Source organism: Dactylosporangium sp. NPDC006015 (assembly GCF_040614215.1).
Taxonomy (GTDB): domain Bacteria; phylum Actinomycetota; class Actinomycetes; order Mycobacteriales; family Micromonosporaceae; genus Dactylosporangium; species Dactylosporangium maewongense.
Window position 1 is genome coordinate 39325 of the sequence record NZ_JBEXUD010000025.1, and the last position, 12854, is coordinate 52178.

7 protein-coding genes are annotated in these 12854 nt (G+C 70.3%); all 7 read right to left on the minus strand.

Going from position 1 to position 12854, the window contains the following annotated elements; translation table 11 throughout:
* Positions 1 to 11: 11 nt before the first annotated feature.
* Positions 12 to 5522, minus strand: coding sequence for an Ig-like domain-containing protein (locus ABZ321_RS34955; protein WP_354899328.1), 5511 nt, complete (start codon positions 5520 to 5522; stop codon positions 12 to 14).
* Positions 5519 to 6148, minus strand: coding sequence for a hypothetical protein (locus tag ABZ321_RS34960; RefSeq protein WP_354899331.1), 630 nt, complete (start codon positions 6146 to 6148; stop codon positions 5519 to 5521). The genes ABZ321_RS34955 and ABZ321_RS34960 overlap by 4 nt, the downstream gene beginning before the upstream one ends.
* 604 nt (positions 6149 to 6752) lie before the next feature.
* The gene (locus ABZ321_RS34965; RefSeq protein WP_354899334.1) at positions 6753 to 7532 is read right to left on the minus strand and encodes a carbohydrate ABC transporter permease; all 780 of its coding nucleotides are present in this window, start codon (positions 7530 to 7532) and stop codon (positions 6753 to 6755) included.
* 1 nt (position 7533) lies between these two features.
* Positions 7534 to 8460, minus strand: coding sequence for a sugar ABC transporter permease (locus tag ABZ321_RS34970; RefSeq protein ID WP_354899337.1), 927 nt, complete (start codon positions 8458 to 8460; stop codon positions 7534 to 7536).
* 11 nt (positions 8461 to 8471) lie between these two features.
* A complete protein-coding gene (locus ABZ321_RS34975) occupies positions 8472 to 9737 on the minus strand; it encodes a sugar ABC transporter substrate-binding protein (RefSeq protein WP_354899340.1) in 1266 nt (421 codons plus the stop codon).
* A gap of 42 nt (positions 9738 to 9779) precedes the next feature.
* A complete protein-coding gene (locus ABZ321_RS34980) occupies positions 9780 to 10781 on the minus strand; it encodes a LacI family DNA-binding transcriptional regulator (RefSeq protein ID WP_354899343.1) in 1002 nt (333 codons plus the stop codon).
* Between the two features lie 185 nt (positions 10782 to 10966).
* On the minus strand, positions 10967 to 12790 hold the full coding sequence (locus ABZ321_RS34985; protein WP_354899346.1) for a beta-L-arabinofuranosidase domain-containing protein: 1824 nt from the start codon (positions 12788 to 12790) through the stop codon (positions 10967 to 10969).
* Between the last annotated feature and the right edge of the window lie 64 nt (positions 12791 to 12854).

A 12854-nucleotide genomic window follows, 5' to 3' on the forward strand; every position in this document is an offset into this window, starting at 1 on the left:
GGTTTGCCTTCCTAGCAGCTGGAAGCGGTGTAGGGGGCAGTGATCTCCATGCTTCCGCCGGTGCCGGTGACCTTCACCGTGGCCGTCCCGGCCGCCACGGCGGCGGAGCGGGTGGTGAAGGACTGGTACGCGGTCTTGCCCGGGGCGACCCCGGTCACCGTCCGCGACCCGTACGGCGTGACCAGCTCGATGGTGAGCGTCTGGTCGTCGGCGTTGCGGACGTTGACCGACACGTACGCGGTGCCGGCGATGCACTGCGTCTTGGCCTGGACCTCGACGTGGAACTTCGGCGCCGGGTTGCCCGGCACGTCGTACACCTCCCACTCCTGCACGCCGGGTGCGCCCTTGCCCTCCTCGGTCCCGCTCGCGGTGAGCAGCGCCCGCAGCTTCGTGGTCGTGACCGCCTTGAACGTCACGGTGTTCCACTCGGTGGCGGAGGTGCCGTAGGCGCCGGGCTGCTCGACGTCGGCCCAGGTGCCGGCGCTGGTCCAGTACTGCAGCTTCCAGGTCTTCGGCGGCGCGACCCCGGCTCCGGAGTCGTCGACGTCCTGGGTGAACCAGATCCGGCTACGGTCGACGGTGACCGGCGAGGCCCAGTCCAGCTGGATCCACTGCTCGCCCACCTGCGGCCAGGTGTTCCACACGTCGGTGTTCGGCCCGACCGGCCCGGTCGGCTGGACGCCGTCGTTGAGGTTGTCCGCGGTGACCCAGGCCGGGGTGTAGGACGCGGAGGCGGTGGCCGTGCGGGCCACGTTCACCGGCGCCTGACCCGCCGCGACCGGCAGCGAGCCGGTGGCGGAGGTGTTGCCGGCCTTGTCCACGGCCCGGTAGTCGACGATCGTCGCCGCCGAGCCGATCGGCACCGCGCCGTTGGCCGTCGTCCAGTCCTGGGTGACCACGCCGCCGACGGTGAGGCGATACTGCACCGCCCCGATGCCCGACAGCGCGTCGGTGCCGGTGATGGTCACCGAGCGGCTGGCGGCGTCGAGTGCCGCCGTGGCCGTCGGCGCGGTGCGGTCGATGCCGATGGTGCGCTCGGTCACCGGCGAGACGTTGCCCGCCTTGTCGGTGGCCCGGGCCTTCACCGGCGTCGAGCCCTCCGCGGAGATGGTGACCGGTCCGGTGTACGCCTGGAAGGCCCCCGTCCCGACCGCGATCTCGAGCTTCGGCGCCGGGTCGGCGTTGTCGGTCGCCGTCGCGGTGACGGTGACGTTCGACGTCGTCCAGCCGCTGGCCGGCGCCGGGTCGGCGGCAAGGACCGCGACCGGCGGGGCGGTGTCGCTCGGGCCGCCGTCGCCGACGGTGACCGTCGCGGTGGCCGTCTTGTCGGTGCCGGCCACCTGGCCGCTCACCTCGAAGGTGCTCGCCGACGCGTACTTGGCCGGGTCGATCGCCGCCCAGGTGACCGCGATGCCGCTCTGCCGGGACCCGTCGTTGTACCCGACGGTCACCCCGGTGGGCAGCTTCGGCGCGACGCCGACCTTCGTGGCGACCGCCACCGGGTCGATCGTGTTGATCTGCACCGGGTCTGGGCCGCGCACCCACACGTGGGCGGTGGCGGTGAGCGTGGTGCCGGTGACGAAGCCGGAGACCGTGAAGTCGCCGACCGCGGCCACCTTCGCCGGGTCGATCGCGCCCCAGGCCACCGCGACCGGCAGCGTGGTGCCGTCGGCGTAGGTGACGTCCACAGTGGACGGCAGGGTGGGCACGACGCCGACCTGGGTCCGCGCGTCCACGCCCTTGACGGAGCTCGCGGCGGCGGCGAAGACCCGCCACTCGGAGACGCCGACCGCCGAGTACGCGGTGCCGGCGGCGTTGGGCAGCGCGTTGAGCGTGGCCCGCAGCCGGGTGGTGGTGACCGCGTCGAACGTCACCTGGTTGGTGCGCCCGCGCACCGCCGGGTCGAAGCCGGCCGCGTTGGTCACGTCCTGCCAGGCCGTGCCGTTCCACCACTGCAGCTTCCACGACTTGGGCACCGCGACGCCGCTGCCGCCCGTGGTGCTGTCCGACCAGAAGTCGATCGAGGCGTGGTCCACGCGCACCGCCGACGGGAAGTCGTACTGCAGCCAGCGGGTGGCCGGCTCGCTGCCGGTCCACGTGCCCCACAGGTCGGTCTGCACGCCGCCGCTGAACAGCGCGGGCTTGCCGTCGTTGACGGCGTTGACGTTGTTCCAGCCGGCCGTGAAGCTCGCCGACGCCGTCGCCGTGCTCGCCACGTTGATCTCGCCCTCGGCCAGCGCGGTCGCGTTGACCACGAGGTCCTTGGTCGAGGTCGCCTGGCCGTTGGAGACGCTCAGGCGCAGGGTGTACCGGCCGGACTTGGTGAACCGGGCCACCGTGCTCGGCGCGTTGGCCGGGTCGAAGGCGGCCGAACCGCCGTCGGGCGCGTCGACGACCGTCCATGCCGAGCTGAGCGCCGCGCCCGGGTCACCGTCGTCCTGGGCGAGGCCGATGATGCGGGCCGAGCCGGCCTGGCTGTAGGACGAGTCGAGCCACGCGTCGGCCAGCGGCGGGTTGTTCACCGCCGCTGGGGCGGCCGCGCCGGTGCCGAACGCCTGGACCTCCTTGACGCCGGTCTTCGCGCCCGGCGCGTGCTGCACGGTGATGCGCAGCTTCTTCGCCTTGACCGCGGGGAACCGGACCTGGTTGAGGTTGCCGCGCGGGTACGCGGGCGCCCGGAACTCGCTCGGGACCAGCTTCCAGCCGGAGCCGTCGTCGTAGGAGACCGTGAACTGGGCCGGCGGCGCGTAGCCGGCGACCGTCGCGGTCGTGGTGGTGTTGTAGAAGTACACCCGCACGTCGTCGATCGACCGCTCGCCCTGCAGATCGATGTCGATCGAGTCGCTGGTGTTGGGCGATCCGGCGGTGCCCCAGAAGGGCTCGTTGATCGTCGTGCCGTTGACGGCGCCGGCCGGGGCGCGCCCCGCCGCCGAGAACGTCGCGGTGGCCGGGCGGCCCTGGGCGAAGTTCTCCGAGCCGGTGCTGGCCGGGGCGATGTCGGCGCCCGCCTTGGCCATCACGTCGACGACGCGGTCGCCGGCGGCGTAGGTGACGTCCTGCGGCGCCTTCACCGCGATCGCGGTGTGGGTCAGCACCTGCACGCCGGGTGCGGCCTCGACCGTGCCGGTGGCCGGGTCGTAGACCAGCTTGCCGAGCTTGTCCGCGGTGAACGCGAGCTGCCCGTCGAGGTAGACGGAGTAGCCCTCCGGGACGCCGGTGCCGTAGTACCGCGTGCCGCCGGGCGCGTCCCAGACGATGCTGAGGTCGCGGTCGCGGTAGCGGATGTTGTTGGCGGTGAAGTGGTCCCAGCCGATGTCGATCGGGTCGAGCTCCACCTTCGCGTCGGCGCGCGGGCGCAGGCCCATCGCGTCCTCGATGACGGTGAAGTTGGTGGCGCCCAGGATCGTGTGGTGGATCCAGGAGCGGTAGCCGATCGTCCCGGCCGTCGCGGAGCCGTCGGCCCAGAACTCGTTCTGGTCCGGGTACCGGTTGTCGCCGTTGTTCTGGTACTGCGCCCAGGCGTTCCAGTACAGCAGCTTCTTGTACCACTCGGCGTCGATGTAGCTCGTCGGGTAGTTGCGCAGCACCGACGACAGCATCCGGAACGTCACCGTGGAGTTGATGATGGAGAAGTTGTTGCTGCCCGGGTAGCCCGCCGCCGCGGCCGCGGCCTTGTCGGCCTGGTTCGCGGTGGTGAACGGGAAGATCGGGTACTGGGAGCTGTCCGCGAACAGCCGCAGCGCCTCGACGTAGGGCTGGGTGTAGTCGGCGTCGCCCGGCTTCGGCATCAGCCCGACCGAGAACGGGTAGTAGTTGTTGATCTCCTTCCACGGCACGAGCTGGTTGCCGGAGACCAGGCGGTGCTTGAGCAGGTTGCCGTAGAGCCCCATCTGGTCCGGGGTGCTGCGGGCGGGCTCCCACAGGTACTGCAGCACGGCCGCCTTGATCCGTGCGGCGAACGCCTCCATCTCGTCGGCCTTGGCCGTGTCACCGGCGGTGCGGTACGCGGCCGCGGCGGCCTTGGCATTGGAGTACAGGTACGCGTTCTCGGCGCGGTCCATGTAGCCGGACTTCCAGTCGAACGACACCGCGTCGGCGTCGTTGCCGGTCATGGCGCCCCAGTTGTACTCGATGAGGCCGTTGCCGTCGAAGTCGTACGCCTGCTGCAGCCCCTTCACGTCGTTCTCGGCGTACCCGGCGAGGTTGCGGGCGATCGCCTTCGGCCCCCCGTGCAGCTGGTACGAACGCCAGGCGGCCTCGGAGATGTACTCGGTGTAGGAGTTGGACCAGTTGGCCGGGTCTCCGGGGTTGTCGACGTACTTCGAGCTCTTCGACACCTCGCCGGCCGACACCCACGGGCCGTAGGAGTAGACGGGGTCACGGAAGTACTTGAGGTCGTCGACGAACATGCCGGCGGTCAGCACGATCGCGTTGTTGTAGCCGAGCACGCCCTCCATCGACGTCGGGAACTGGTAGTCGTTGCCCGGCAGGTCGGCGTCGAGGAAGTTGTACCGCATGAGCCACCAGCGGTAGAACAGCGTCTTGTCGATGTTGTTCTCGGGCGTGTCCAGGTAGGGCACGTTGTCGGCCCACCATCGGTTGTAGGCGGTGACGTGCTCCTTGTAGGCCGCGGCCGGGGTCAGGCCCCGGTAGCGGGTGTACTCCGTCTCCGCGGCCGGCTGCTCCTTGGTGATGAAGCCCAGCTGCACCTTCGTCGTCACCGCGCCGGACGCCGGCACGCTCAGGGTCTGGCGCAGCGTGCCGTCAACGGGCGCGAAGCCGTCGCCGGAGAAGCGCGGGAAGAGCGTGGTGAGCTGGTTGAACGCGCGCACGGCGCCGGTCAGCTCGCCGTTGTCGCCCGCGACGGTCTTGGCGAACGCCGAGCTCGCGGTGAGCGTGACGCTCTTGGCCGCGCCGTTGGTGCTGGCGACGTCCACCGAGGTCACTGCGACATTGGCGTCGGTGATGTACTTGGTCTCGGTGATGCGCAGCCCGCTCGCGGTGTTGTTGAAGACGGTGCGGAAGTAGCTCGGGGTCTGCTTGCGCTGGTTCACGTCCTCGGTGAGCGCGACGTCGGCGCCGTTGACGGAGGCGGTGATGGTGTACGCGCCCTGGCCGCCCGCGATCGACTCGATGTAGGCGACCTCGCCGCCGAAGCCGAGCACGTTCGGGGTGTGCGTCTTCATGAACACGGCGCGGCCGCGGCTGAAGAGGTACTGGTTCGCGTCGCCGTTCGACCCGCCCGGCTGGTTGCCGGTGCGGGCGAGCATGCGGTCGATCCAGAAGTCGTTGTCCGGACCCGTTCCGGCGCCGGCGGTGACGTCGGCGTCGAAGATGGCCTGGAGCTGGTTGCGGGGGTGGTAGCCGGTGCGCTCGTCCGGCACGGGGTTGGCGCCGCCGGTGAACGTCGGATAGGGGGTGGCGGTGTTGGGTGCGGCATGAGCCGGCACGGGGGTCAGGGTGGTCAGCAGCAGGCCGGCGACCGCGGCAGCGGCCGCGACGCGTGGCCGGACTGTTCTCACGAACGGGCACCTTTCTCGGTGGGGGTGAATTCGTTCGTCTTCAGGTCGGCCCGCGCGACCTCGTCCCCGTTGCGGGCGAGCACTTGCACCTGGGCCTCGTCGGAGAGCACCCAGGCGATGAAGTTCCACGCCTGGTCCGCCTTCTTCGAGTCGCGGGAGATGCCGATGCCGTCGCCGCCGTCCTTCGCGAGCACGAACGGCACCGCGTGCTTGGCGCCGTCCCTGGTCCCGGCCTGGATCGACGGCTGGTCGAGCTGAGCGGCGAAGGACAGGCGCGCGACTCGCCCGGTGATGTCCTGGTAGAGCCCGCGCCCGGTCCACCCGGGCACATCCGCCAGGCCGCCGGCGAGCAGGTCGGGCAGGGCCCCGGCCTGCGCGGCGCCGTCGATGCGAACGTTCACATCGGCGCCGTTCACCAGCGCCAGCTCGACCTGGTTGGTATGGGTCGCGTTGTACGCGTCAACGAGCAGGGTCGCCTGGACCTCGAGTTGGGACCGGGTCCACAGGACGAGCCGGCCGCCGCTGTCGGCCCCGTCGACGGGCGGCGGCGGTGCGGACTTCGGCGACCCGGAGCACCCTGCGAGGACCACGACCGCGGCGACGGCGACGAGCGTGCGACGAAGCATGAACACCTCCCTCGAAAACCTTTTCGGAAAGAGTGGCAACACGTTACGGCCATGTCAACGGTTGATTTCCGCCGTTCTACGGGTTGTTACAACTGAGACAGTCGCCGTTTGGGTCCTTACAAACCGAAACGTTTTCGGTTCGAAGCGCCCACCTGCCTGGAAGTGCTCCCACCAGCGCGATCGCCGACAAGGAACGCAAATGTATGAATGTGACGAGTTGTCGACGCCCTCCTTACCGGCAATTCGGAAAGGTCGGGCCAATCGGACGCAGCCCTGCTCCACGATGGTGGCGGTGAAGGCTGGAGAACTCGCCCGGGCGAAGCCCGGCAGCCCCGCACGCAGCGGCGATCCCGTCGCAATTCCTACCGGCTGCGCCGCGTTCCCGAGCCGGCATCCGGGTCGTCGACATGGCGGCGCGGCGCAGCCGGCCGATCAGCCGCGCAGTGCCGAACTCCCCCGGTTCGGCAGGGCGCCCGGCCCCGAGTCAGCCCGCATCGCCGCACGCCGCACGGTGATGACCATCCGGCCATGCGGCAGCGAACAGGTGGCAACGGACGCCTGGTGGACGAGCCGATGTACGGCGGGTGGTCGAGTGCCCCGGGAGTCAGCCGCGCACTGCGCCCGACATGAAACCACGAACGTAGCTGCGCTGCAGAACGAGGAACAGCACCAGACAGGGCACCGCCATGAATGTCACGCCGGCCTCCAGCGCGGCGTAGTCGATGGCGCCGAACGTGGCGGTGCGCATGTTCACCACGGTGAGCATCATGGTGAACTTGTCGGTCGAGTTGAGCAGAATCAACGGGGCGAAGAACTCGCTCCACGAGGTGAGGAAGGCGAAGAGCCCGACGGTGATGAGGCCCGGCTTCACCGCGGGCAGCATGATGCGGGTCAGCGCCCGGAAGCTGCCGCAGCCGTCGAGCAACGCGGCCTCCTCGAGCTCCTTGGGCACGGCCTCGAAGGAGTTGCGCATCATGAACACGGAGAAGGGCAGCTGGAACATGATGAGCACGAGACTCAGGCCGATGAGCGAGTCCTGCAGACCGATCCAGCCCAGCAGGACGTACAGCGCGATGAGGATGGTCGCGTAGGGCACCATGAGGATCGCGAGGGTGAGCAGGAACAGCGCGTCGCGGCCGGGAAAGGTGAACCGGCCGAACGCGTAGCCGCCGAGGGTGCTCACGACCAGGGTGCCGCCGACGGTGAGGACGCTGACGGCGACGGAGTTGAACACCTGCTCGAAGTGGATGCCGTTGTCGGCGTTGAACAGCCGTGCGTAGTTCTCCAGCCCGAACCCGCTCGGCGTGCGCACCGAGGCGAACGCGCTCCAGGCGAGCGGGAACAGGAACAGGATGGCCAGGGCGGCGCCGGTGAGCCGTCGCATGTCAGCCCTTTCTGCGCAGCATGCCGAGCTGCACCACGTTGAACAGAACCAGGACGACGAGGAGCACGACGGAGATGGCCGCGGCGGATCCGAGGTCGAGCTCGATGAAGGCCTTGCGGTAGATGATCATCACCAGCGAGGTGGTGGAGTTGTCGGGCCCGCCGCGGGTGAGGATCCAGAACTGGTCGAAGGCGAGGAGGGAGCCGGTGACCATGAGCGTGAGGACGAGGGCGAGGGTGGGGCGCATCAGCGGCACCGTGATCCGCCGGAATGTCGCCCAGCGGGAGGCGCCGTCGAGGCGGGCGGCCTCGTACACCTCGACAGGAATCGCTTGCAGGCCGGTGAGCAGGATGAGCATGTTGAACCCGGCGAAGCGCCACAGCACGAGCCCGACCGCGGAGCCCAGCGCGCTGCCGGGGCTGCCGCTGGTCCATGACACGTAGCCGTGCAGCAGACCCAGCGACTCGAGGATCCGGTTGACCGGGCCGATCTCGTCGCTGAGCAGGCCCAGGAACAGCAGGGAGGCGCTGGCGAAGCCGACCGCGGCCGGGATGAAGTACGCGGTGCGCAGCAGCCCGACACCCCGGCCCGGGTGCTGCACGAGCAGCGCCAGCCCGAAGGAGAGCCCGAAGAGCAACACCGTGACCACGACGGTGTACTTGAGGGTGAACCAGGCCGCGGTGGCGAGCAGCTCGTCGTCGGCCATGCCGGCGTAGTTCTCCGGCGCGTTGAGCTCTGGCGCGCCGAGCAACGGCCAGTGGTGCAGCGACATGTACGCCACGAGGCCGAGCGGGACGAGGAAGAACATGCCGACCATGAAGGCGGTGGGTGCGGCGTACAGGGCGCCCACCCACCGGCGGGTGCGTCGGGTGCGGGGCCGGGCGGCCGGCGGGGAGACCGCCGGCCGCTCGTCGACGAGCAGGGTCATCGGTCTCTACTTCACTTCTTCAGGGAGGCGGTGAGCGCGGTCGCGCCGTCGTCGAGGGACTTCTGGGCGTCGCCGAACAGCGCACCCCGGAACGCGGTCACCCACGGGCTCTGCGGGTCGTTGTAGGTGACGTTGAAGTTCTTCGCGTACGGCGTGCGGCCCTTGGCCATGAGATTGTTGATGGTGACGGTCCGCGGGTCGGCGGAGGAGTACTTGTTGGCGGCCAGGTCCGTGCGCACCGGCACGCCCTTGTTCTTGGCCACGACCTCCACCTGGGCCTCGTCGCCGAGGGTCCAGGCCAGGAAGTCCCACGCCTCGGCGGCGTGCTTGCTGGTGGCACCGATGCCGATCGCGTCGCCGCCGACGAACGTCGACTCACCCCCGTCGATGCCGCTGATCGGGGCGATCCCGAGCTTGAACGTCGCCTTCTCCTCGATCAGGCCGAGCCAGGCCGCCGGGCCGGGCGCGATGCCGATCTTGCCGCTCTGCAGCGCGCCGAGCCACGTCGGGCCGGCCTCGTCCTTCGACGCCGGCGCGGCCACGCCCTCGTCGTAGAGCTTGCGGTACAGCGCGAAGACGTCGGCCATCGCCTTGCCGTTGACGGTGCTCTCGGTGCCCTCGGCGTTCATCACGTCACCGCCGGCGGCCCACACCGACGGCCACAGGGTGAACACGTTGCAGCCACCGCAGTTGCCGCCGAAGTAGGTGCCGTTGACGTCGCCGCCGAGCTTGTCCACGGCGCGGGCGGCATCGGCGAACTCCTGCAGGGTCGTCGGTGGCTTCTCCGGGTCGAGGCCGGCCTTGGCGAAGAGGTCCTTGTTGTACAGCATGACCGACATGTCGATGGTGTGCGGGACCGCGTAGTTCTTCTTGTTCCAGGTGCCGTTGCGCACGTGCGCGGGGGCGACCTTGTCCTTGACCGGCAGGGCGTTGAACTTGTCGGTGATGTCCAGCCACAGCCCCTGCGAGGCGTACTGCGGCGCGAACACCACGTCGGAGGCGAACAGGTCCGGCAAGGCCTTGGCGCCGGCGGCGGACGCGAGCTTGGCCGGATACTCCTCGTTCGGGTACGCGGTGACCTCGACCTGGTTCTTGTGGGTGGCGTTGTACGCGGCCGCGTAGGCCTTGGACTGCGATTCGGTGGCGGCCCGTGTCCACAGCTTGAGCGTGGTGCCACTGTCCGCGTCGGCCGGGGTGCCGGCCTTGGTGTCGTCACCGCACGCGGCGGCGCCCAACAGTAACGTCGCAGCGACGATGCTGCCCATCCAGCGTTTCACGATCGTTTCCTTTCCCAGGTGATCCATTGTTTGTGAGCGTTCTCAAAGTGCAAGGGGTGTCGCCGTGGAACTGCGCACGATCAGGCTCGGCGCGGAGCGGAACTCCCCGCCCCGCCGCGAGCCCGTCGAGATCTGGTCGACGAGCAGGTCCAGGCTGCGCCTGCCCAGCTCGGCGAAGTCCTGCCGGACCGTGGTGAGCGGCGGCAGGAGGTACGGGGCCTCGGGCATGTCGTCGAAGCCCACGACGCTGACGGCGTGCGGCACCGAGCGGCCGGCCTCGTACAAGGCGCGCAGGACACCGACGGCCACCTGATCGTTGGCGCAGAAGACCGCGGTCACCTCCGGCCGCTCCGCCAGGGTCCGGCCGGCGGTGTAGCCGGCCGCGGCGCTCCAGTCGCTCGTGAGGGGCGCCGGGGCCGGGCGTCCCGCGTCCTCCAGCGCTGTCCGCCAGCCGGCCATCCGCTCTCTGGCCTCCGGCCAGTTCGCCGGTCCCGCGACATGGTGGACGGTGCGATGGCCGAGTTCGAGCAGATGCCGGGTGGCCAGGGCCGCCCCGGCGGCGTTGTCGATCGCCACCATGGGGACCTCGGAGTCGTCGCCGGCCTCGGCAGTGATGCCGAGGCCGACGATCGGCACGTCCAGGGGCACCTGCCGCAGCGCCGTCCAGGCCGCCGCGACCGGCGCGAGCGTGACGATGCCCTCGACGGCCTGCTCGCGCAGGCGCCGCACGGCGTCGCGGACCTGTGGCACGTCGGGCTCCCGGGCGCTGGCGATGCTGACGAAGTAGCCGGCCTCCCGGGCCGCCCGCTCGATGGCGTGGACCATGAACGAGGGCCCGAAGAGGGTCGTGTCGAAGGTGACGAGGCCGACCGTCTGGGACCGGTTGGTGGCCAGGGTCCGGGCCGCGATGTTGGGCTGATAGTCCAACGCCCGCATCGCGGCCAGGACCCTGGCCCGGGTCTGTGACCGGACGTTGGGGTGGTCGTTGATCACCCGCGAGACGGTCTGGTGCGAGACCCCGGCGAGGTGAGCGACGTCCCGCATCGCCGGGGGCCTTCGGGCGGTGTGCATGCTCAGCCGAACGCCTTGACCTCGATCGGCCCCGCCGAGGCCGATCGTCTGGGGCCCTTGGTCGCTGCTGGCGGAGGCATGACGGCGGCGGGAGCGGTAGTCAACGCGAGTGCCGGCCGAGACTTCCGGCGGGGGTGTGGCATCGCGTCACCTCCTTGTCAGGACGGGATGATGGGAAGCCAGACGCGCATCGTGGATGGGCCGCGGCGGGCCCAGCGGTGATACGGGACGAGCGGAACGAGGACTGGCTGCACATTCCCGGCCGGCACGGGCCGGTCACCGTACGGCCACCTGGCCTTACCCGGGTCGGCGGTGCGCCCCTTCACCGCGCTCTCCTCGGGCGCGACGCCGGTGTCGACCTGCAGCTCATCGAGGTCGACGCCGTCCTCCTGGTCGATCGACTCGGCGCACATCACGATCGGACCCGCCTCCACGGCGGCGCAGCCGCGCACCGCGTCCACGCGCGGGTCCGGGAACGTCCATCGAGGCCGCACGGACAGGTCCAGTCGGATCTGCTCGCCGGGAACGAAGACGCGGCGCTCGACCCGGGTCCCGCCACCTGCCCAGTCCGGCACCCGCAGCGTGATCGTCCGCTCCTGAGCGGGTGCTTCGGCCACGGTGACGATGACGGTGCCGTTGTCCGGGTACGCCGTGTCGACCTCAAGTCGCATGCCCGCGGCCTGGACGGTCATGGGAGCGAACTGGTGAATCTGCACACCGGCGTCGTTGCCGGACTCGGTCGCGGTCACGAAGTAGGTGCCCAGGGAGGCGACGAGCCGGGACACGTTGGTCAGGCAACAGGACACCTCGAACCACGGCGCACGCTGGCCACCGCCGAAGCGCAGCTGCTCATGCTCGGCCGAGGGAGTCTCGGGCCGGGTGCGCTGGTGCAGGGTGTGGGCGTAGAAAAAGGAGCGGCCGTCGTCGGCCACCGCGGCGGCGATCACGTTGTGCAGCACCCGATCGACGATGTCGCCGTAGCGGGTGTCGCCGGTGGCCAGCAGCAGCCGGTGGGCGAGCATGACGGTGGCCACGCCGGCGCAGGTCTCGGAGTAGGCCCGGTCCGGCGGAAGCACGAAGTCGTCGCCGAAGGACTCGTCGAGATGGCGCGAGCCCATCCCGCCGGTGATGTAGGTGCGCCGGGCGACGGTGTGGTCGAACTGCCGCACGACCGCCGCGAGCAGCTCGTCGTCGCCGGTCTCCACGGCCACGTCCACGGCGCCGCAGGCCAGGTACAGGGCGCGCACGGCGTGGCCGCCGAACGCCTCCGCCGCACGGATCGGGGTCTCGTCCTGGAAGTACCGCCATCCGAACTCGTGCTCCGGCAGGCTGCGGTGCCCGCGCCGGCCGATGAACGCGACGGCCGTGTCGAGGTACCTGCGCTCGCCGGTGAGCCGATAGAGCTCGACGAGCCCGGGCTCGATCTCGGGGTGCCCGCAGAAGCCCTCCTGGGCGAAGCGCTCGCAGACGTGGTCGGCGACGCGGCGGGCGACCTGCAGCAGCTCGGGAGCGGCGCCGGTGCGGTGCGCGGCCACCGCGGCCTGCAGGAGATGACCGGCGCAGTAGAGCTCGTGACCGAAATTGAAGTCGCTGTACCGCTCCGGCTGGCCGGGCCGCCCGTAGCCTGTGTGCAGGTAGCCGTCGGCGGCCTGGGCGCCCGCGGCGAGCGCGACCAGCTCGGACAGCAGCCCGGTGTGATCGGTGCCGCCGGCCCGGCCGGTCTCCCAGCTGGCCGCCTCGGCGAGCTTGTACACCTCGGAATCGGAGAACTCACGCCCGCGGCGGCGCAGCGCAGCGTCGGGGTCGCGGAAGTTGCCCGTCCAGCCGAGCCGGTCCAGCCACTCGCGGCAATGCTCAATGGTGGCGGTGCCGATGACCGCCTGACGCTTCCCCCAATACCCACCGGTGAGCTGCACCTGGTGCAGTCCGACGGGGTGCAGCTCCCCGCTCGAGGGCACAACGGGTCCTGGGACGGCCGCCACCGTCACCACCTTTCCGAAATGTTACGAAAACCTTTTCGGGAATCTTGGCAGCGCGAGACGCACC